Origin of the sequence: Streptomyces thermoalcalitolerans, from assembly GCF_039525155.1 — a bacterium.
Lineage (GTDB): Bacteria > Actinomycetota > Actinomycetes > Streptomycetales > Streptomycetaceae > Streptomyces > Streptomyces thermovulgaris.
Genome location: NZ_BAAAHG010000025.1, coordinates 1 through 21989 on the forward strand (window position 1 = coordinate 1; position 21989 = coordinate 21989).

General features: G+C 71.6%; 15 protein-coding genes. 2 read left to right on the forward strand and 13 right to left on the reverse strand.

The window, feature by feature from the left end; translation table 11 throughout:
* Positions 1-294: 294 nt before the first annotated feature.
* The 7 genes from ABD224_RS16010 to ABD224_RS16035 form a co-directional block, all read right to left on the reverse strand.
* The gene (locus tag ABD224_RS16010; protein WP_344050325.1) at positions 295-1587 is read right to left on the reverse strand and encodes a M50 family metallopeptidase; all 1293 of its coding nucleotides are present in this window, start codon (positions 1585-1587) and stop codon (positions 295-297) included.
* Between the two features lie 8 nt (positions 1588-1595).
* The gene (dxr, locus tag ABD224_RS16015; protein ID WP_344050262.1) at positions 1596-2858 is read right to left on the reverse strand and encodes a 1-deoxy-D-xylulose-5-phosphate reductoisomerase; all 1263 of its coding nucleotides are present in this window, start codon (positions 2856-2858) and stop codon (positions 1596-1598) included.
* 174 nt (positions 2859-3032) lie between these two features.
* The gene (locus ABD224_RS16020) at positions 3033-4973 is read right to left on the reverse strand and encodes an acyl-CoA dehydrogenase family protein (protein ID WP_344050263.1); all 1941 of its coding nucleotides are present in this window, start codon (positions 4971-4973) and stop codon (positions 3033-3035) included.
* A gap of 323 nt (positions 4974-5296) precedes the next feature.
* Entirely contained in the window at positions 5297-5743 is a 447-nt protein-coding gene (locus tag ABD224_RS29455) for an SAM-dependent methyltransferase (protein ID WP_425580984.1), read from the reverse strand.
* Positions 5744-5780: 37 nt separating this feature from the next.
* Entirely contained in the window at positions 5781-7226 is a 1446-nt protein-coding gene (locus ABD224_RS16025; RefSeq protein ID WP_344050264.1) for an aldehyde dehydrogenase family protein, read from the reverse strand.
* Positions 7227-7484: 258 nt separating this feature from the next.
* Positions 7485-9188: a PucR family transcriptional regulator gene (locus tag ABD224_RS16030; protein ID WP_344050265.1), complete on the reverse strand. Its 1704-nt coding sequence runs from the start codon at positions 9186-9188 to the stop codon at positions 7485-7487.
* A 157-nt stretch (positions 9189-9345) separates the two neighbouring features.
* Positions 9346-11799: an ATP/GTP-binding protein gene (locus ABD224_RS16035; protein WP_344050266.1), complete on the reverse strand. Its 2454-nt coding sequence runs from the start codon at positions 11797-11799 to the stop codon at positions 9346-9348.
* Positions 11800-12137: 338 nt separating this feature from the next.
* Between ABD224_RS16035 and gabT the strand changes: the two genes are divergently transcribed.
* Entirely contained in the window at positions 12138-13472 is a 1335-nt protein-coding gene (gene gabT / locus ABD224_RS16040) for a 4-aminobutyrate--2-oxoglutarate transaminase (RefSeq protein ID WP_344050267.1), read from the forward strand.
* A gap of 494 nt (positions 13473-13966) precedes the next feature.
* Positions 13967-14644: a phosphatase PAP2 family protein gene (locus tag ABD224_RS16045; RefSeq protein ID WP_344050268.1), complete on the forward strand. Its 678-nt coding sequence runs from the start codon at positions 13967-13969 to the stop codon at positions 14642-14644.
* A gap of 68 nt (positions 14645-14712) precedes the next feature.
* Here the strand turns inward: ABD224_RS16045 and ABD224_RS16050 are convergent, their stop codons facing one another.
* The 6 genes from ABD224_RS16050 to ABD224_RS16075 all read right to left on the reverse strand — a co-directional run bounded on the left by ABD224_RS16050 (position 14713) and on the right by ABD224_RS16075 (position 21937).
* Positions 14713-16140, reverse strand: coding sequence for an NAD(P)/FAD-dependent oxidoreductase (locus ABD224_RS16050; protein ID WP_344050269.1), 1428 nt, complete (start codon positions 16138-16140; stop codon positions 14713-14715).
* Positions 16141-16203: 63 nt separating this feature from the next.
* Positions 16204-17004, reverse strand: coding sequence for an ABC transporter permease (locus ABD224_RS16055; protein ID WP_344050270.1), 801 nt, complete (start codon positions 17002-17004; stop codon positions 16204-16206).
* On the reverse strand, positions 17005-17934 hold the full coding sequence (locus tag ABD224_RS16060) for an ABC transporter permease (protein ID WP_344050271.1): 930 nt from the start codon (positions 17932-17934) through the stop codon (positions 17005-17007).
* Positions 17934-19109: an ABC transporter ATP-binding protein gene (locus ABD224_RS16065; protein ID WP_344050272.1), complete on the reverse strand. Its 1176-nt coding sequence runs from the start codon at positions 19107-19109 to the stop codon at positions 17934-17936. Before ABD224_RS16065 ends, ABD224_RS16060 begins: the two co-directional genes overlap by 1 nt.
* Positions 19106-20353, reverse strand: a complete 1248-nt coding sequence (locus tag ABD224_RS16070) for a polyamine ABC transporter substrate-binding protein (RefSeq protein WP_344050274.1) — start codon at positions 20351-20353, stop codon at positions 19106-19108. The genes ABD224_RS16065 and ABD224_RS16070 overlap by 4 nt, the downstream gene beginning before the upstream one ends.
* A gap of 51 nt (positions 20354-20404) precedes the next feature.
* Complete coding sequence (locus ABD224_RS16075; RefSeq protein ID WP_344050275.1) at positions 20405-21937, reverse strand: gamma-aminobutyraldehyde dehydrogenase; 1533 nt, start codon at positions 21935-21937, stop codon at positions 20405-20407.
* Positions 21938-21989: the final 52 nt, after the last annotated feature.

Consider the following 21989-nt stretch of genomic DNA (forward strand, 5'->3'; position numbering starts at 1 on the left):
GGCGCGTCCCCGCCCACCGCCACCGACCCGACCTGAATCCGCCGGCTCTTGCGCCGCTTTGCGAGCCTGGTCGGAACGGACGGCATGCCGAGAGAAATCGCAGTCATCTGCTGTGCAACCCCAAGTCGTGGATCAAGGTCCGGCCCCGGTCAGCGGCGGGGGCTTCAGGCCTTGAGGTTACGGCACGGCCGTGCGCGGCGGCACATCCCACCCGTCAAACCACTCATGGGGAGGGGAGCGCGGGAAGGGGGCCGGGCGGAGGATCCGCCCGGCCCCCTTCCGCACCGTGGGTGGCTAGGAGATTCTGACGGGGTTGACGACGTCGGCGATGAGGACGAGCAGGGTGAAGCAGATGAACACACCCGCCACCACATAGGCCACCGGCATCAGCTTCGCCACGTCGAAGGGGCCCGGGTCCGGGCGGCGCAGCAGCCGCGCCAGATGCCGGCGCAGCGACTCCCACAGGGCGCCCGCGATATGGCCGCCGTCGAGCGGCAGCAGCGGGAGCATGTTGAACAGGAACAGGGAGAGGTTGAAGCCGGCGACCAGCATCAGGGCCATGGCCAGCTGCTGGGTGGGCGGGATGTCCAGGGTGAAGATCTCGCCGCCGACGCGGGCCGCGCCGACCACGCCCATCGGGGAGTCGGGCTGGCGGGGGGCGCCGTCGAAGGCCGCGTTCCACAGGGCGGGCACCTTGGCGGGCAGGCTCGCGATGGAGTGGGCGGCCTCGCCGAGGCGGTCGCCCATCCAGGTCAGGGACTGGCCGAAGTCCTGGCGGACGATGCCGTTGGCGGCGCTGAAGCCGAGGAAGCCGGCTTCGACGTACTCGCCCGGGACGATCTGGCCGCGGGAGTCCTTCTTGGCGACCTGGTTCGTGGCGATCTTCGCGTGCAGGGTGACGTCCCGGCCGTCCCGCTCGACGACGATCGGCACCTTCTTGCCGGGGTTGGCGCGGATGAGGTCGGAGAGCTGGTCCCAGTTGTCGGTCCTCACCCCGTTGAAGGAGACGATCGTGTCGCCGGCCTTCAGGCCCGCGGCTGCGGCCGGGGAGAGGGGGTCGGTCTTCCGGCAGGTGTCACGGTTCTCGCTCTGCGCGATGACGCACTGGGAGACCGAGCTGACGGTGGTCGTCTGCTGCGAGATGCCGAAGCCCATGAGGACGACCAGGAACAGCACGAACGCGAGGACCAGGTTCATGAAGGGCCCCGCGAACATCACGATGATCCGCTTCCACGGAGCACGCGTGTAGAACAGGCGCTTCTCGTCCCCGGGCTCCAGCTCCTCGAAGGCCGCCGCGCGGGCGTCCTCGATCATGCCGCGCCAGGGCGAGGTGGACCGTGCGGTGATCCGGCCGTCGTCGCCCGGCGGGAACATGCCGATCATGCGGATGTAGCCGCCGAGCGGAATGGCCTTGATGCCGTACTCCGTCTCGCCCTTCCGCCGCGACCACAGGGTCGGGCCGAAACCCACCATGTACTGCGGCACACGGATGCCGAAGAACTTGGCGGTGGACAGATGCCCCAGCTCGTGCCAGGCGATCGAGACCAGCAGGCCGACCACGAAGACGACTATGCCGAGGATCATCATCAGGGACGTCATGCGCGCGCCTCCGCGGTCGCCGTCTGCGCTGTCAGTTCCCGGGCCCGGGCGCGGGCCCAGGTCTCCGCCTCGAGGACGTCCGGCACGGTGAGCGCGGTTCCCGCACGGGGGGTGCCGTGTTCCTCGACCACTCGTGTCACGGTCTCCATGATCCCGTTGAAGGGCAGTGTGCCGCGCAGAAACGCGTCGACGCACTCCTCGTTGGCGGCGTTGAACACGGCCGGGGCGGTGCCGCCGAGCCGGCCCACGTGCCGGGCGAGCTCGACGGCGGGGAAGGCGTCGTTGTCGAGGGGGAAGAACTCCCAGGTCGACGCGGTGCTCCAGTCGAAGGCGGGGGCGGCGTCGGGGACGCGTTCGGGCCAGCCGAGACCGATGGCGATGGGCCCGCGCATATCGGGGGGCGTCGCCTGGGCGAGGGTGGATCCGTCAGTGAACTCGATCATCGAGTGGACATACGACTGCGGATGCACGACCACCTCAATGCGGTCGAAGGAGATGTCGTACAGCAGGTGTGCCTCGATGACCTCCAGGCCCTTGTTGACCAGGGTGGCGGAGTTGACGGTGATCACCGGTCCCATGGCCCAGGTGGGGTGGGCGAGGGCGTCCTCGACGGTGACGTTCGTGAGTTCCTCCTTGGTACGGCCCCGGAAGGGCCCGCCGGAGGCGGTGACGATGAGCTTGCGCACATCGGCTCTCGTCCCGGCGGCCAGCGCCTGGAAGAGGGCGGCGTGCTCGGAGTCCACGGGGATGATCTGACCCGGCTTGGCGAGGGCCTTGACCAGCGGGCCGCCGACGATGAGCGACTCCTTGTTGGCGAGCGCGAGCGTACGGCCCGCCTCCAGGGCGGCAAGGGTCGGGGCGAGGCCGATGGAACCGGTGATCCCGTTGAGAACGGTGTGGCAGTCGGAGGCGGCGAGCTGGGTGGCGGCGTCGGGCCCGGCGAGGATCTCGGGCAGCGGCTCCCCCGCCCCGTACTGGGCGGACAGCGCCTCGCTCAGCGCCGGTACGACGTCCTCGCGAGCCACCGCGACGGTCCGCACCCGGAGCCGGTGCGCCTGCTCGGCGAGGAGTCCGACCCGTCCGCCGTTGGCGGAGAGCCCGGTCACCCTGAAACGGTCCGGGTTGCGCAGCACGAGGTCGATGGCCTGGGTGCCGATGGACCCGGTGGATCCGAGGATCACCACATCCCTGGGTCCGTCCCCGGTCACGGGGTCGAAGACGAGATGCGGATCGGCGAGGGGGGCTGGACTGTCGCTCATTCCCCCATTGTGGCGGCAGCGGATGTCCGGCAGGGCAGCACGTCCCCCGAGCCGGGGTGCAGGGCCGGACATCACGCTCCCCAGGGGTCCGCGCCGCCCGGCGGGCACGGCCGGTCCGCTCGTCACCGCGACCGCCGGGCTTCGGGGCTCGTCACGCCGTACCTGTGCCCGGCGTCAGCGGATCGGCCGGTGCACGTTCTTCCGGCGGGAGGGACCGGGTTCCGCCTCGGCGATCCACGGTCCGTCGTCCGAGGGGTCGATGACGCCCTCCTCCAGCCAGGTGTAGAGGCCGTTGAGGACGCCCTTGACGACCTTGCGGTCCAGGTCGTCGGTGTTGGTCCACAGACGGCCGAAGAGTTCGTCGACGCGGATGCGGGCCTGGTGGCAGAAGGCGTCGGCGAGCTGGTAGGCCTCGCGGCCGTGGTCGCCCCGGGTGCGCAGGAGTTCGGCGCGGACGCAGGCCGCGCTCATCGCGAACAGTTCGGCGCCGATGTCGACGATCCGGCCGAGGAAGCCCTGCTTGGTCTCCAGCCGGCCCTGCCAGCGGGACATGGCGTAGAAGGTGCAGCGGGCGAGCTTGCGGGCGTGGCGTTCGACGTAGCGCAGGTGGGTCGAGAGGTCGCGGTGGCCGGGCGGGTGGAACTCGGCGTACGACCGCGGGAGCTGTCCGGGGCCGGCGACCAGCTTCGGCAGCCACTTGGCGTAGAAGGCACCGGCGTTCACGCCCGCCTTCGCCTTGTCCGGCAGGGACTTGTCGGGGTCGATGAGGTCGCCGGCGACCGCGAGATGGGCGTCGACGGCCTCACGGGCGATCAGCAGGTGCATGATCTCGGTGGACCCCTCGAAGATGCGGTTGATGCGCAGGTCGCGCAGCAACTGCTCGACGGGGACCGCGCGTTCGCCGCGGGCGGCGAGGGACGCGGCCGTCTCGAAGCCGCGGCCGCCGCGGATCTGGACCAGCTCGTCCGCCATCCTCCAGGCCATCTCCGAGCCGTAGAGCTTGGCGAGGGCGGCCTCGATGCGGATGTCGTTGCGGTCCTCGTCGGCCATCTGGGAGGACAGGTCGAGCACCGCCTCCAGCGCGAAGGTGGTGGCCGCGATGAAGGAGATCTTCGAACCGATCGCCTCGTGCAGCGCGATCGGCTTGCCCCACTGCTCGCGGGCCGCCGACCACTCGCGGGCGATCTTCAGGCACCACTTGCCCGCGCCCGCGCACATCGCGGGCAGGGACAGCCGGCCGGTGTTGAGGGTGGTCAGGGCGATCTTCAGTCCCTGGCCCTCCTCGCCGATGCGGTTGGCGGCCGGGACGCGCACCCGGTGGAAGCGGGTGACGCCGTTCTCGATGCCGCGCAGGCCCATGAAGGCGTTGCGGTTCTCCACCGTGATGCCCTCGGAGGCGGCCTCGACGACGAAGGCGGTGATGCCGCCGCGGTGGCCCTCGCACTTCGGCACGCGCGCCATGACGACGAGGAGGTCGGCGACCACCCCGTTGGTCGTCCACAGCTTGACCCCGTCGAGGATGTAGTCGTCGCCGTCGGGGACCGCCGTGGTCGCCAGGCGCGCCGGATCGGAGCCCACGTCCGGCTCGGTCAGCAGGAAGGCGGAGATGTCCGTGCGGGCGCAGCGCGGCAGGAAGGTGTCCTTCTGCTCCTGGGTGCCGAAGAGCTTCACCGGCTGCGGTACACCGATCGACTGGTGCGCGGAGAGCAGCGCGCCGACCGCGGGGCTGGCGGAGCCGGCCAGGGCGAGGGCCTTGTTGTAGTAGACCTGGGTCAGGCCGAGCCCGCCGTACTTGGTGTCGATCTTCATGCCGAGGGCGCCGAGCTCCTTGAGGCCGGTGATGACCTCGTCCGGGATCCGCGCGTCCCGCTCGATCCGGGCCGAGTCGATCTTCGTCTCGCAGAAGTCGCGGAGCTTGGCGAGGAACTCCTCACCGCGCTGGACGTCCTCCTCGGCCGGGAGCGGGTGCGGATGGATGAGGCCGAGCCGGAACCGGCCGAGGAACAGCTCCTTGGCGAAGCTGGGCTTGCGCCAGTCCTGCTCCCGGGCGGCCTCCGCCACCTCGCGCGCCTCGCGCTCGGTGACGACGGGCTTGCTGGACGTTGGTGCGGACATGAGGCTCACCTCGCCGCGAATAGGGATTGTGAGGGCAGTCCGTTACTGACCGGTGCTACTGGACCGTATGTACCCGATACCGGGCGGGCCCACCACCCCTCGTGCACGGACGCTCGCAGTCCACCGTTCTGTTTCGGGGCGGTGTCACCCAGCATCGGGGGAGCACGGCGCGGCGACCAGTTGTGTGCTCCATTCGGATGGCTCACCGGCGCCCCGCCCGCCCCGCCGGCTTCGCCGTCCCTGTGCGCCGGCCACGGCCACGACACGCTGCCGCGCACCGGCGAGAAGGCCCCTTGTGTGCGCGGAGGCGGGCCCTCGGACGGTCACGTACCCGGCTCCCGTCGCCGGGCGCATACGGCAGGGGCTCCGGTCACCCGCAACGAGGCAGACAAGACGGAGCCACAAAGTCCAGCGCGTGAGTCCCCTTCGGGCAGGGATCTCCCGTGGATCGCGCACATCGGCGTGAAACGCCGAGGCAGGCGGACCGTCCCTCGGACGGACTGTTCCCTCGGGCGACCGCGCGGCAACGCGTCGGTGTCGGCCGGGGCGACGGGGTCGTCGTCCATGTGGACACCCCTGCTCTCGGGCACGACGCCCCGGGCGGTCTCGTGGATGCCGGCGACGGTGGGCAGCCCGGAACCGATGCCGGGGAACCGGCGGATCCCCCGCGTCGTACGCCATCTGCGCCACCAGGAACCGCGCCGCTCGCACCGGACCTCGCACCGGACAGGCCCCGTTGCGCACGAATGACGGCCGGAGCCCCCGCACAGCGGGCTCCGGCCGTCGTCGGCTGCCGGGGCGTCCGGCCTACAGGGCCAGTCCGGTCAGGACCAGGACGCGCTCGTAGGTGTAGTCGTCCATCGCGAACTTCACGCCCTCGCGGCCCACACCGGACCGCTTGGCGCCGCCGTAGGGCATCTGGTCGGCGCGGTAGGAGGGGACGTCGCCGATGACCACGCCGCCGACCTCCAGGGCGCGGTGGGCACGGAAGGCGGCCTGGAGGTCGTGGGTGAAGACGCCCGCCTGAAGGCCGTACCTGGAGTCGTTGACCGCGGCGAAGGCCTCGGTCTCGCCGTTCACCTTCTGCACGGTCAGAACCGGTCCGAAGACCTCCTCGCAGGAGATCGTCACATCGGCCGGCACGTCGGTCAGGACGGTCGGCGCGTAGGAGGCGCCGTCGCGCTTGCCGCCGGTGAGGAGGGTGGCGCCGGCCTCGACGGCCTCCTGCACCCAGGACTCCACGCGCTTGGCCGCGTCCTCGCTGATCAGCGGGCCGACATCGGTCGCGGGGTCGGAGGGGTCGCCGGTGACCTGGGCCTCGACGGCGGCGACGATCCGCGGCAGCAGACGCTCGTACACGGAGGCGTCGGCGATCACGCGCTGCACGGAGATGCAGGACTGGCCGCCCTGGTAGTTGGAGAAGGTGGCGATGCGGTTCGCGGCCCAGTCCAGGTCCTCGTCGCTCGCCCAGTCGGCGAGGACGACGGCCGCGGCGTTGCCGCCGAGCTCCAGGGTGCAGTGCTTGCCCGGCACCGACTCCATGATCGAGTAGCCGACCTTCTCCGAACCGGTGAAGGAGATGACCGGCAGCCGCTCGTCCTGGACCAGGGCGGGCATCCTGTCGTTGGGGACCGGGAGGACCGACCAGGAGCCGGCGGGCAGATCGGTCTCGGCCAGCAGCCCACCGAGGATCAGCCCGGACAGCGGGGTGGCGGGGGCCGGCTTGAGGATGATCGGGGCGCCGGCGGCGATGGCCGGGGCGACCTTGTGGGCGCACAGGTTCAGCGGGAAGTTGAACGGCGCGATGCCGAGGACGACACCCTTGGGGAAGCGGCGGGTGAACGCCAGCCGCCCCTGGCCGCCGGCGTCGGTGTCCAGACGCTGCGCCTCACCGCTGTTGAACCGGCGGGCCTCCTCCGCGGCGAAGCGGAACACGGACACGGCACGGCCGACCTCACCGCGCGCCCACTTGATCGGCTTGCCGTTCTCGGCGGAGATCAGCTGCGCGATCTCCTCGGCACGCTCGGCCAGCCGCTTGCTGACGTGGTCCAGGGCGGCGGCACGCACATGCGCCGGGGTGGCGGCGAACTCGTCCCGCACGGCGTACGCGGCGGCCACGGCCTCCTCCACCTGGGCGTCGGTCGGCACGCTCACCGTGCCGACCAGCCGTCCGTCCCACGGGGAGGTGACGTCGAAGGTGTCCTCGCCGGTGGCCTGGCGGCCGGCGAGCCAGAAGGCGTGTGGGGAAGTCATCGTGAGGTTCCCGGCCCTTCCGCGTCGAGGGGTCTGCTTGCGTCGTCAACGGTAGGGCCGGGGCGGGCCGTCGGCGCTTGGCCGAGGTGGAGCAGTGGCCCCCGTGCGTGCGCCGGATTGGCGCAGGGCCGGTGCGACAGGGGGTGCGGCGGGGCAGGACGGCAGGAAGCGGGAGGGCAGGAGGGCGGGAGGGCGGGAGCCGGGGTGTCCGGCGGTGTCCGGGGACACCTGGGGTCCGGGTGCCCGGGGCGTCCGGGGCTATTCGTGGGAGGTCGCCTTCAGGGCCAGCCACAGCTCCATCCGTACGTCCGCGTCGTCCAGGGAGCGGCCGAGGATCTCCTCGACCCTGCGCATCCGGTAGCGCAGGGTGTGCCGGTGCACGCCGAGGTCGGCGGCGGCCGCGTCCCACTGGCCGTGCCGTGACAGCCAGGCCCGCAGCGAGGCCACGAGGTTGCCGCGGCCGGTGGCGTCGTGCTCGTGCAGGGGGCGCAGCAGCCCGTCGGCGAACGCCCTGACCGCGTCGTCCGCGAGCAGCGGCAGCACCGAACCGGACGCGAGCTGCTCGTGCTCGACGAGGACGCGTCCACGCCTCCGTGCCACCGACAGCGCCTGTTCGGCCTGCTTGTACGCGACGGCGGTCGCGACGGGCCCGGTCGGTGCGGACAGGCCCACGACCAGTTCGCCTCCCTCGCCGCCGGTCTGCTCGCCCACGGCCTTGGTCCGCGCCGCCTCCAGCGCCTCCGCGTACTCCCCGCACGCCGCCAGGGCCGCGCCCCCGTCGGCGGCCAGCACCACAAGCCGCTCCCCCTCGGGCACGATCAGCACCGCCTCCCCGGACCGTGCGGCGGCCGTCTCCACGACCTCGGCGAGCCCGGCGAGCGGACCGTCGTCCTCGGCCGCGGCCGGCACGGCGGCCGCGGACCTCACGGTCGCGGCCGGGGGCGGCATCGCGGCCACGGGTGGCGTGGCGGTCCGCACGCGCGCGTGGGCGTCGGCGTGCGCCCGCGTGGCGGACGCCGGGGCGGACTCGGCGACGATCATCCGGAAGGGGGCGTCCAGCAGACCGCCGTACAGGTCCCCGGCGACGGCCCGGGCGTGGTCCGGCTGGCCGGCGAGCAGCATGCGCAGAACGGCGGCGCCGATCCGCTGCTCGGCGGCGTGCAGCGAGCGGGAGCGTTCCGTGATGAGGGTCAGCAGGGCGATGGCGGAGTGGACGGCGTACCGCTCGGCGGTGCCGAGGGCGGCGGCCGTGCCGACGGCGAGCGCGGCGCGCGGGCGGCGGCCGGTGCCGAGGGAGTGCAGCTCCACACGGTCCCCGGTCTCCGGTCCGCCCACCACGGCCGACGCGGGCGCCGGGCGGTCCCGCAGCCGTTCGACCTCCGCGGTGAGACGGGCGGCCCTGCGGCCCGCCCACTCCGGTGCGGTGGCGACGACGGCGCCCGAGGCGTCGTAGAGCGCCGTCCAGCCGTCGACCTGGGCGGCGAGCGCGGCGAGCAGCCCCTCGGGCCCGGCGCTCAGGGCCTGCCTGGTCAGCTCCCGCTGGGCGGCGAAGCCCGCCGTGACCGCCCGGTACTGGTCGGCCGCGAGGGCCGCCGAGACCGCCTTGCTGATGGCGAGGAACGGGGTGCGGCGGGGCACCTCCAGCAGCGGCAGCCCCTCCTCCTCGGCCGCCTCGACGAGCGCCTCGGGGATCTCGTCGTAGTTGACGCCGACGGCGAAGCCGATCCCGACGACGCCGGCCTCGGCCAGCCGCTTCACATAGCGGCGCATGGCCTGGGGGTTCTCCGCGTCCAGCTGGAGCGCGGTGATCAGCAGCAGCTCCCCGCCCTCCATGTACGGCACGGGGTCGGCGAGTTCGCTGACATGGGCCCAGCGGACGGGCACGTCCAGGCGGTCCCCGCCCGCCCGCACGGTCAGCTTGAGCGCGGAGTGCTGGACGAGCGAGGCGAGCGTCAGGGGCATGAGGCCTTCTGGTCTGCGGAGATCTGCTTCTGGCCGACGGTGGTGAATCGGTGATGAATTTTTGCCGCCGTGTATGAACGGCCCGTGTCAATTCTGCCTCACCGTAGGAGCGACATCCGACGAAACGTGTGACCACACGTACAGATGTCCGACTCGTTCAGCCTCTCAGATCCACCAGCAGAGGCGGTGCCTGGTCGCCCCGCACACTGGTCAGCGACAGCACGGCGTGTCCCGGCGGGACCTCGTGGGCCAGCTGGGAGGCGGACCAGCGCTCCCGCTCGACCCGGCGGGTCGTCACCGAGTCCGTGGTCACGGCCCGTCCGGTCACCAGCTTGCGCAGGGCGTGGATGGCACGGGTCATCGGCTGGTGGGCGAAGACGGTGTGCTGGGCCGTCTCCGTGGTCTCCACCCACTCGGTGCCCCAGGCCTGTGAGAACCGGCTGCCGTCCCAGGTGGTGACCCCGGAGAGCGCCATACGGCAGCCGACGGCCCCCAGCAGCGGGCCGTGCAGCGCCTCGGGCACGTCGGCGACCGAGCGGAGCGCGAGGACGACTCCCGCGTTCTGCGCGCGCAGCCGCTGGAGACGGCGCACCGACTCGGCGGTGACGGTCCCGGTGGCGTCGTCGAGGACCAGGCAGGCGAAGTGCGGGCGCCGGGTGTCCCGGACGACGGTGTGGAACTGGGCCAGGACCAGCCGGGCGATCAGCCGGGACGCCTCCTCGTGTCCCTGCTCGGGCAGGTCGATGCGGACCCGCAGCGGATGGTGGACCACGGCGCGCAGCGAGAACGGCCTGTCGCCGCCGGCGCCGCCGGTGCCTCCGCCGAAGAACTCGGCGAAGGCCGGCCGGTCGAGGAGCGCGAGCCGGTCGGCGAGCACCGGGCCGGCGTCGGCGGCGGAGCCCGCCTGCCGCATCCGGGCGTCCAGCTCACGCCGCATCACGGCGTGCTCGTCGGCCGCGAGCCCCGCCCGCAGCGACGCCAGCGCGCCCGGCTCGCCCTCCAGCAGCTCGCGCAGCACCGGCAGCGGCGGGAAGTGCCCGTGCACCGCCCGGTAGGGGCCGAGCAGCTGGGCGAGCGCGGTGGCGGCGCTCTGGTTGCCGACGGTGCCGAGGTCTCCGGCCAGGGCCTCGGCGAGGACGGCGGCGGCCTCGTCGGGGTCGTCGGACCCGGCGTAGGGATCGAGGTCGTGCAGGGAGGCGGGGTCGCCGATCCGCACCACCACGTCGTACGCCGCGTCGGGGCCGAGCGGGGTCCCGGCGGCGCAGACGGCGACGACCGCGCACCGGCCGGTCAGCGCCTGCAGCGCCAGCGCCTCGGTGACCGGCCTGGTGACGTGCCGGGTCTTGCCGGAGCCGGGCGGGCCGACCACCAGCAGCGAGGTGCCGAGGGTGTCCGGGTCCACGGCGGCACCGGCGCCCTGGTAGGCGCGCGGGCACCGCTCCCCCGGCACCCAGCGCCCCAGGAGCACCTGCCCCTGGAGCAGGTCGTGACGCGCGGTGCGGCCGGGCAGGTCACGATCCCCGGAGGGGTGGGTCCAGGCGGCGCCGCCCTGCCGCAGCACGGTGTCGGTGAAGGCGGCCGTGCGGCCCTCCCGCCGGGCCTCCTCCCACATCCGCTCGATGCGGGCGCAGTCCACGTCGTTCATCCGGCCTCCGGCCACCTCGGCGGTCAGCCGGTCGGCCGCCTGGTGCTGCCCGGCGTGGCGCAGTGCGGGCCACTGCGAGCGGGACGGCTCCGCCGGGAGCGGGGCGACGGGCTCCGCGGCGGCCCGGCGGCGGGCGGCCAGCTCCCTGGCGTACGCCCGCCAGCCGCCGAGCCGGGCGAACGGCCAGACGACCAGCAGGGTGATGAGCGCGTACAGCGTGGTGGTGAACAGCGGGGAGGTGAACAGGTCGTAGCCGCCGGAGACGAGCACGACCAGGGAGAACACGGGGTCGACGACCGGCAGGGGGTCCCAGCCGACGAGCGGGAAAGCCTCGGGGAAGACCAGGCTCAGCGTGATCAGGGCGCCGCCCGCCGCCCACAGGGCGCGGGCGGGCTGCGGCCGACGGCCCACGAAGTGCCGTACGACGTCGGGCCAGCTGCCGAGGCGGCCGACCGCGTAGACGAGCAGGGCGAAGAACAGGCCGTCGTAGACGATCCGGGCCTCTGTGCCCGGGACCTCAAGGGAGCGGCCGGGGAACTTCTTGGGCGTGGCCAGGGTGCCGCCCCACCACCACTCGTCGGGGGTGAACAGCCGCAGCAGTGTGTACTGGTACGGGATGACGCCCTGCCGCCACAGCGACCACACCACGACGGCCAGTGCGAGCGGGATGAGCATCCCGGCGATGGTCAGCGGGTTGAGCCGCTCCTTCCGCACCGGCTCCTCGGGCATCCGGTACCCGAGGCGCCAGATGCCCGGGGCGGCGGCCGGACGGGGGGTGTCGAGCCAGTCGGCCACGGCGGAACGCGGAAGCCGCCCCTGCGGGGGATGCCCGGACGTGTCCGGGGCACTCGGGGGCCGGCTCGGCCGCGGTGGCATCGCGGGAGCGTCCGGCGGTACCGCCGGGCGCGGCACCGGGCCGGCGTGCTTCGGATGCGCGCCCAGGGCGTCCTGCGTCCCGTCGTCCATCGACCTCGCCCCCTGGCCAGCCGTTCCGTCCACCGTCAGCGAGTCAATCTAACGTCCGGGCAAGGGGAGTTCACCGATTGCGCGCCAAGGCGCGCGCCTTGGCGCCGGCGTTTCCCTCCTTTTCCGGCCGCGCCCTCTCCCGCTCTTTCCCTCCCCCTCTCTCTATCCGTCTCTCTATCCATCGCGGACAACCGCGGCCGCCGACAACGCCCACATGGAGCATGCCCCCCTCTTCCCCGCCGCCCTAACCTGCGAGAAAAGAAGACAGCGTCCGCCAGGTGGTTCACCGCACCCATCCGTCGCTTCCCTTCACCCACGCACGATCATCAGGAGCCCCCATGACCGCACTCGAGCAGGAGCGCCGCGTCGTCACCGCCATCCCCGGCCCGAAGTCGCAGGAGCTGCAGGCCCGCCGTACCGCCGCGGTCGCGCAGGGCGTGGGCTCCGTGCTGCCGGTCTTCGTCACCCGGGCCGACGGCGGCATCATCGAGGACGTCGACGGCAACCGCCTCATCGACTTCGCCTCCGGTATCGCGGTGACCTCGGTCGGCGCGTCCGCCGAGGCCGTCGTGCGCCGCGCCTCCGCCCAGCTCGCCGACTTCACCCACACGTGTTTCATGGTCACGCCGTACGAGGGCTACGTGGCCGTCGCCGAGGCGCTGGCCGAGCTCACGCCGGGCGACCACGCCAAGAAGTCGGCCCTGTTCAACAGCGGCGCCGAGGCCGTGGAGAACGCCGTCAAGATCGCCCGCGCGTACACCAGGCGCCAGGCGGTGGTGGTCTTCGACCACGGCTACCACGGCCGTACCAACCTCACCATGGCGCTGACCGCGAAGAACATGCCGTACAAGCACGGCTTCGGCCCCTTCGCCCCCGAGGTCTACCGCGTCCCGGTCGCCTACCCCTACCGCTGGCCGACCGGCCCGGAGAACGCCGGCCCCGAGGCCGCCGCGATGGCCATCGACCAGATCAGCAAGCAGGTCGGCGCCGACAACGTGGCCGCGATCATCATCGAGCCGGTGCTCGGTGAGGGCGGCTTCATCGAGCCGGCCAAGGGCTTCCTGCCGGCGATCCGCCGGTTCGCCGCCGACAACGGCATCGTGTTCGTGGCGGACGAGATCCAGTCCGGCTTCTGCCGCACGGGCCAGTGGTTCGCGTGCGAGGACGAGGGCATCGTCCCGGACCTGATCACCACCGCGAAGGGCATCGCCGGCGGTCTGCCCCTGTCGGCCGTCACCGGCCGCGCCGAGATCATGGACGCCGCCCACGTGGGCGGCCTGGGCGGCACCTACGGCGGCAACCCGGTGGCCTGCGCGGGTGCGCTCGGCGCGATCGAGACGATGAAGGAGCTGAACCTCAACGCCAAGGCGAAGAACATCGAGGCGATCATGAAGTCCCGCCTCACCGCCATGGCCGAGAAGTTCGACGTCATCGGCGACGTCCGCGGCCGCGGCGCCATGATCGCCATCGAGCTGGTCAAGGACCGGACGACCAAGGAGCCGAACCCGGAGGCGACGGCCGCCCTCGCCAAGGCCTGCCACGCCGAGGGCCTGCTGGTCCTGACCTGTGGCACCTACGGCAACGTGCTGCGCTTCCTGCCCCCGCTGGTGATCGGCGAGAACCTTCTGAACGAGGGCCTGGACATCATCGAGCAGGCGTTCGCCCGCATCTGAGACATCTGAGCGGTGCGTCCGCACGCCTGCCCCAGTCGGCGGCAGAGCCTGTGAAGAAGGTGTGCGGGGTGGATGGCAGGGCGCCGTTCCGGCTGTTCTGCGTCCCCCCGCTGCCGTAGCTTCTCCTCGTCGGATGAGAAAGACACCCGCCCACGGGGAACTGTGGGCGACAGGCCGTTGCCTCCCGGCTTCGACCTGGTCGTACCTCGCGCGCACACCCGGAGCCGGCAGGCTCCGAAACCTCCTCACCGATCGGGACGTCGCCCGCCCCACACCCCCCGGGGCGCGCGACGTCCCGGTCCGAACGGCCGCCGAACGGGCCGTTCCCGCAGGGCCGGCGCAGCTCTCCCCCCTCCTCCTCGCGCCGGCCCTTCGCGCGGGATGGCGGGCACATGTGGCGGCTTTGGGCCACATGTCCGAGCCGAACGCCCAGTCAGGAGACGCGGCCGTGGCCCACACCCGCCACTCGTCGCCGCACCTGCGAAGCTGTGCGCGTGTCGTCCTCGCGGGTCTCCTTGCTTCTCGTCTGGTTCGTCGGGCTTCCGGTCCTGCTGTTCTCGCTGATCACCTGGCAGGTCGTCAGCCACGGTCCGCTGCTGGGCGTGGACCGGGACGTCAGCGACGCTCTGCTGCGTCCGGACCGGGGCTCCGAACTGCTCGCGGACCTCGGGAACGTGCAGGTCGCGGTTCCCGTGCTGGCGGCCGTGCTCGGATACGTGGCCTGGCGGGGACGGGCCGCGGGCAGGGAGCGGTGGTGGTCGGCGCCGCTCGGGGCGGCGGGGCTGATGCTGCTGGTGCCGGTGCTCGTCCTGCCGCTCAAGGCGTGGACGGCCCGGCCCGGCACGACGGCCGTGCCGCCCGGGACGGGTTACTTCCCCTCCGGGCACACGGTCACCGCCTCCGTCGCCTACGGGGGCGTGGCCCTGGTGCTCCTTCCCTGGCTGCGGACCGTCCTCGCCCGGTGCGTGGTCGTCGGCGTGTGCGCCGCCCTCGTCCTCGGCGTGTCGTACGGGCTCGTGCGGCGCGGCTACCACTGGCCCCTGGACGTCGTGGCCGGCTGGTGCCTGGGCACGGTGCTGCTCGCCGCGCTGTGGCTGCTGCTCGAGGTCGCAGCCGCCCCGCCGACCCGGTCCGTGTCCTGCGTGCGCCGGACCTCGCGAAGGCCGCCGTGAGAACCGCCGCGAACGCCCGGCGGGAGAAGAAGGGGGGAAGGGCTTCCAGAAGCCCTTCCCCCCCGGTGTCAGCTGTCGAAGCCCAGGCCCAGGCGGTCCATGGTGCGCAGCCACAGGTTGCGGCGGCCGCCGTTGGCGTCGGCGCGGGCCAGGGACCATTTGGTGAGGGCGATGCCGGTCCAGGCGAACGGCTCGGGCGGGAAGGGCAGGGGCTTGGTGCGGACCATCTCCAGTTCGGTGCGCTCGGTGCGCTCCCCGGCCAGCAGGTCGAGCATCACCTCGGCGCCGAAGCGGGTGGCGCCGACGCCGAGGCCCGTGTAGCCGGCCGCGTAGGCGACCCGGCCCTGGTGGGCGGTGCCGAAGAAGGCCGAGAAACGTGAGCAGGTGTCGATCGCGCCGCCCCAGGCGTGGGTGAAGCGGATGCCCTCCAGCTGCGGGAAGCAGGTGAAGAAGTGGCCGGCGAGCCTGGCGTAGGTCTCCGGGCGGTGGTCGTACTCGGCGCGCACCCGGCCGCCGTAGGGGTAGACCGCGTCGTAGCCGCCCCACAGGATGCGGTTGTCCGCGGAGAGGCGGAAGTAGTGGAACTGGTTGGCGCTGTCCGCGAGGCCCTGGCGGTTCCTCCAGCCGATCGACGCCATCTGGTCGTCGGTCAGCGGCTCGGTCATCAGGGCGTAGTCGTAGACCGGGATGGTGTAGGGGCGGACCCGTCTGACCAGGCTGGGGAAGACGTTGGTGCCGAGGGCGACCCGGTGGGCGCGGACCCGGCCGTAGGGGGTGCGGACCTCCATGCCGATGCCGTACTGCTTCAGGGTCAGGGCGGGGGTGTGCTCGTAGAGGCGCACGCCGAGCCGCAGGCATGCCTGTTTCAGGCCCCAGGCGAGCTTGGCCGGGTGGAGCATGGCGACCCCGCGGCGGTTCCACAGGCCGGCTTCGAAGATGGGTGAGGCGACCTGTGCGCGCACCGCGTCCCGGTCGAGGTACTCGATGCCGTCGGCGAGTCCTTTCCGTCGTGCCTGCGCGTACCACTCCTTCAGTTCCCAGGCCTGGTACGGCTCGGTGGCGACGTCGATCTCACCGGTGCGTTCGAACTCGCAGTCGATGGAGTGGCGGGCGACCGTCTCCTCGATGGCGTCGAGGTTGCGGGCGCCCAGTTCCTCCAGCTTGTGGATCTCACGGGGCCAGCGGGTCAGTCCGTTGGGCAGGCCGTGGGTGAGGGAGGCGGCGCAGAAGCCGCCGTTGCGGCCGGAGGCGGCCCAGCCCACCTCGTGGCCCTCCACCAGCACCACATCCGTGCCGGGATCGCGCTCCTTGGCGATCAGCGCGGTCCACAGTCCGCTGTAGCCGCCGCCCACGACCAGCAGGTCGCAGCTCTCGTCCCCGGTGAGCGCGGGCTCCGGGCGGGGCCTGCCGGGGTCGTCCAGCCAGTACGGGACCGGCTGGGCGTCGGCGAGAGCGGTGATCCACTTGTTCTCACGGCTCATGGCGCTTGTGGCCATGATTTCAACTCCCTACAGAGTCGGTTCCGCTGCTCCGGCGAGACGACGTCCGTGTCCGGCTTCTCACGCCTTCTGCCGGGCGCGGCGGTTGCTGATGACCATGGCGGTCACGACGAGCAGGACGGCGATGACGGACATGGCCGTACCGATGACATTGATCTGGACGGGGGTGCCGCGCTGTGCCGCGCCCCAGACGAACATGGGGAAGGTGACGGTCGAACCGGAGTTGAAGTTGGTGATGATGAAGTCGTCGAAGGAGAGCGCGAAGGCGAGCAGCGCTCCGGCGGCGATTCCGGGGGCCGCGATCGGCAGGGTGACGCGGAGGAACGTCTGGAACGGTCCGGCGTACAGGTCCTGCGCGGCCTGCTCCAGCCTCGGGTCCATCGACATCACGCGCGCCTTGACGGCGACGACGACGAAGCTGAGGCAGAACATGATGTGCGCGATCAGGATGGTCCAGAAGCCGAGCTGGGCCCCCATGTTGAGGAACAGGGTGAGCAGCGAGGCCGCCATGACCACCTCGGGCATCGCCATCGGCAGGAAGATCAGCGAGTTCACCACGCCGCGGGCACGGAAGCGGTAGCGGACCAGCGCGAAGGCGATCATCGTGCCGAGGAGGGTGGCGCCGATCATGGCCCAGACGGCGATCTGGAGGCTGAGCGCCAGCGATCCGCACATGTCGGCGACGCCGCACGGGTCCTTCCAGGCGTCCGTGGAGAACTCCTGCCACTGGTAGTTGAAGCGCCCCTTCGGTTTGTTGAAGGAGAACACCATGACGACGACGTTCGGCAGGAGCAGATAGCCGAGCGTCAGCAGTCCGGCGATGACGACGAGGTTGCGCTTGAGCCAGTTGACGAAGGCCATTTACACCAGATCCTCCGTGCCGGACCTGCGGATGTAGACGGTGACCATGACGAGGATCGCGGCCATGAGGATGAAGGACAGGGCCGCGGCCGTCGGGTAGTCGAGGATCCGCAGGAACTGTGTCTGGATGACGTTGCCGATCATGCGGGTGTCGGTGGAGCCGAGCAGATCGGCGTTGACGTAGTCGCCGGCGGCGGGGATGAAGGTCAGCAGCGTGCCGGAGACCACGCCCGGCATCGACAGCGGGAAGGTGACCTTGCGGAAGGTGGTGAGGGGCGTGGCGTACAGGTCGCCCGCCGCCTCGTGCAGCCGCGGGTCGATGCGGTCCAGCGAGGTGTACAGCGGCAGGATCATGAACGGCAGGAAGTTGTACGTCAGACCGCACACCACCGCGAGCGGGGTGGCCAGCACACGGTCGCCGGAGGTCCAGCCGAGCCAGTTGGTGACGTCCAGGACGTGCAGGGCGTCGAGGGCGCCGACGAGCGGGCCGTTGTCCGCGAGGATGGTCTTCCAGGCCAGGGTGCGGATCAGGAAGCTGGTGAAGAACGGCGCAATCACCAGGACCAGGAGCAGATTGCGCCAGCGGCCCGCGCGGAAGGCGAGCAGATAGGCGAGCGGGTAGCCGAGCAGCAGGCACAGGACCGTCGCGGAGGCCGCGTAGAGGACCGAGCGGACGAACTGCGGCCAGTACTCGGACACCGCCTCCCAGTAGGTCACGAAGTGCCAGGTGACCTTGTAGCCCTCCTCCAGGGAGCCCGTCTGCACGGAGGTGGAGGCCTGGTAGACCATCGGCAGGACGAAGAAGAGCACCAGCCACAGCAGGCCGGGCAGCAGCAGCCAGTACGGCGTGAGGCGGCCCCGTCTGCGCGGTGGTCTCTGCTCGGGGCCGGCGGGCGCCGGCGGGGCGGGCGCCCGGGTGACTGCGGCCATCAGGCGGCCACCCCCTCGTCCGACTCCACGGTCTCCACGCCGGCGTCGATGTCCTGGGCGGCGTCCAGGCCGAAGGTGTGGGCCGGGTCCCAGTGCAGGACGACCTCGGCACCGGGCACCAGGCGGGCGTCGCGGTCGAGGTTCTGGACGTAGACCTCGAGGCCGGGACAGGCCGGGCTGTCGATCACGTACTGCGTGGAGACGCCGATGAAACTGGAGGCGGTGATCCTGCCGGTGAGGCGGTTGCGGCCCTCGGGGACCCGGCCCGCGTCATCGGCGTGGGTGAGGGAGATCTTCTCCGGGCGGATGCCGACGAGCAGCTTGCCGCCGGCCGTCGCCGGGGCCGAGCACCGTGCCCGGGGCAGGGAGAGCGTGCAGCCGCCCGCCTTCAGGACGATCTCGTCGCCGCCGCGGGTGTCGACCTCGGCCTCGATCAGGTTGGAGGTGCCGAGGAAGTTCGCGACGAACGTGCTCTTCGGGTTCTCGTAGAGGTCGGTGGGCGAGCCGAGCTGCTCGACGCGGCCGGCGTTCATCACGGCGACGGTGTCGGCCATGGTCATGGCCTCCTCCTGGTCGTGCGTGACATGGATGAAGGTGATGCCGACCTCGGTCTGGATGCGCTTGAGCTCCAGCTGCATCTGGCGGCGCAGTTTCAGGTCCAGGGCGCCGAGCGGCTCGTCGAGCAGCAGCACCTTGGGGTGGTTGATCAGCGCGCGGGCGACCGCGACGCGCTGCTGCTGGCCGCCGGAGAGCTGGTGCGGCTTCTTGCGGGCGTGCTCGCCCAGCTGCACCAGCTCCAGCATCTCCTCGACCTGCTTGCGCACGTTCTTGATGCCGCGCCGGCGCAGACCGAAGGCGACGTTCTCGAAGATGTCGAGGTGGGGGAAGAGGGCGTAGGACTGGAAGACGGTGTTGACCGGGCGTTTGTAGGGCGGCAGGTGCGTCACGTCCTGGTCGCCGAGGTGGACGGTGCCCTGTGTGGGCTCCTCCAGGCCGGCGATCATGCGCAGGGTGGTGGTCTTGCCGCAGCCGGAGGCACCGAGCAGGGCGAAGAAGGTGCCCTGCGGCACGGTCAGGTCCAGCGGGTGCACGGCGGTGAAGTTGCCGTAGGTCTTGCTGATCTGGGTGAGGCGGACGTCGCCGCCGTGGTCGTGGGTGGTCCTCATCGTCGTCACGCCCCTGTGAGCTTCGCGAATTTCGCTTCGTAGGCCGCTTCTTCCTTGTCGCTCAGGGCGCGGAAGGAGTGGGCTCTGGCCGCCACGTCCTTGGTGGGGACGATCAGCGGGTTCTCCGCCGCCTCCTTGTCGATCCTGGCCAGCTCCTCCCGTGCGCCGTTGACGGGACTGATGAAGGCGACATAGGCGGCGAGCCGGGCGGCCTGCCTCGGCTGGTAGTAGAAGTCAATCAGCCGTTCGGCGTTGGTCTTGTGGCGGGCCTTGTTCGGGATCAGCAGGTTGTCGGTGGACAGCATCCAGCCGGCCTCCGGGATGACGTAGTCGACGTCGGGGCTGTCCTGCTGGAGCTGGACGATGTCACCGCCCCAGGCGACACAGGCGGCGATGTCGCCCTTGGTGAGGTCGGAGGTGTAGTCGTTGCCGGTGAAGCGCCGTATCTGTCCCTTGTCGACGGCCTTCTGCAGGCGGGCGATCGCCGCGTCGTAGTCGTCGTCGGTGACCTTGGCCGGGTCCTTGCCCATGTCGAGCAGGGTCAGGCCGATGCTGTCGCGCATCTCGGACAGGAAGGAGACCCGGCCCTTGAGCCTGGGGTTGTCCAGCAGGTCGGAGACCGACTTCACCTCGATGCCGTCCAGGGCCTTCTTGTTGTAGGCGATGACGGCCGAGACGCCCTGCCAGGGGTAGGAGTAGGCGCGCCCCGGGTCCCAGTCCGGGCTGCGGAGGTGATCGGCGAGGTTGGCGAAGGCGTGCGGCAGGTTCGCCGGGTCGAGTTTCTGCACCCAGCCCAGCCGGATCAGCCGTGCGGCCAGCCAGTCGGTGACGACGATGAGGTCCCGGCCGGTGTCCTGTCCGGCGGCGAGCTGCGGCTTGATCTTGCCGAAGAACTCGGTGTTGTCGTTGACGTCCTCGGTGTACTTGACCTTGATGCCGGTCTGCCGGGTGAAGTCCTCGAGCGTGGGGTGCCTCTTGCCGCTGTCGTCGACGTCGATGTAGACGGGCCAGTTGGAGAAGTTGACGATCTTCTCCTCCGTCGAGTGGTCCTCGGCGGAGACGCCTCCCGCCGTCCGGTCGGCCGGAGGGATTCCGCAGGCGCTCAGCGCCCCGATTCCGCCGGCCGCGAGCGCGCCGCCCGCGGAGGCGCGCAGCAGCGAGCGGCGGCTGAGGAAGGCCCTGCCGCCTCGGGGGCCGCGCCGTGCGGCGGCCGTCCGGGCCGGGGTGAGGCGGTCGGACTCGTACTGCTCCATGCGCGTGGTGCCCTTTCGGGAAGGTGGCCCGGTCACGGGCCAGGGTCGTTGCTACCGGTCCCCGAAAACGGTGCGGTGCCAGTCCTTGCGGGCCACCGCCGTGTTGTCGAACATGACGTGCTTGATCTGCGTGTATTCCTCGAACGAGTACGAGGACATGTCCTTGCCGAAGCCGGACTGCTTGTACCCGCCGTGCGGCATCTCGCTGATGATCGGGATGTGGTCGTTGATCCACACGCACCCCGCCCTCAGCTCCCGTGTCGCCCGGTTCGCCCGGTAGACGTCCCGGCTCCAGGCCGAGGCGGCCAGACCGTAGGGGATGTCGTTGGCCAGCCGGATCCCCTCGTCGTCGGTGTCGAAGGGGAGGACGACGAGGACGGGACCGAAGACCTCCGACTGGACGATCTCGCTGTCCTGGGCGGCGTCCACGATGAGGGTGGGGCGGTAGTACGCCCCGTTCCTCAGCTCGCCCTGGGGCGCCTCGCCGCCGGTGACCACGCGCGCGTAGGCACGTGCGCGGTCGACGAAACCGGCGACGCGGTCGCGCTGGGCGTACGAGACGAGAGGGCCGAGGTCGGTGCCGGGGGCGAAGGGGTCGCCCAGCCGGACGGTCTCCATCAGGGCGGCGGTCCGCTCGACGAACTCCTCGTACAGGGGGCGCTGCACATACGCGCGCGTGGCGGCCGTGCAGTCCTGCCCGGTGTTGATCAGGGCGCCGGCGACCGCTCCGTTGACGGCGGCCTCCAGGTCGGCGTCGTCGAAGACCACGAACGGGGCCTTGCCGCCGAGCTCCAGGTGGAGGCGCTTGACGGTGGCGGTGGCGATCTCGGCGACGCGCTTGCCGACGGCGGTGGAGCCGGTGAAGGAGGTCATGGCCACATCGGGGTGGCCGACCAGGTGCTCGCCGGCCTCCTTGCCGGTGCCGGTGACGATGTTGATGACGCCGTCGGGGATGCCCGCGTCCGTGGCGGCCTGGGCGAACATCAGCGAGGTCAGCGGGGTCAGCTCGGAAGGCTTGAGCACGATGGTGTTGCCCGCGGCGACGGCCGGGAGGATCTTCCAGGCGGCCATCTGCAGGGGGTAGTTCCAGGGGGCGATGGAACCGACGACCCCGATGGGCTCCCGGCGGATGTAGGAGGTGTGGTCGCCGGAGTACTCGCCGGCCGACTGGCCCTGCAGATGCCGGGCGGCGCCCGCGAAGAAGGCGGTGTTGTCGATCGTGCCGGGTACGTCGAACTCGCGGGTCAGTTTCAGGGGCTTGCCGCACTGGAGGGACTCGGCGCGGGCGAAGTCCTCGGCCCGCTCGGCGAGCACGGCGGCGAAGCGGTGCAGTGCATCCGAGCGGTCGCCGGGGGTGGCGCCGGCCCAGTCGGGGAACGCCTCGCGCGCGGCGGCGACCGCGGCGTCGACGTCGTCGGTACCGGCCAGTTCGTAGGTGCAGATCTCCTCGCCGGTGGCCGGGTCGACGACCGCGTGGGTGCGGCCCGAGGTTCCCCTGGTCAGTCTGCCGGCGATGTACTGCGCGCCGTCCGCGAAACGTTCCTGCGCCGGAAACCGGTCCTGGGCGGTGCCCGGGTTGTGCATGTCGCTCCCCTCCGCCGTACCCTCGCCTTTGAGGGTGGGTGGCGTAGCTCCA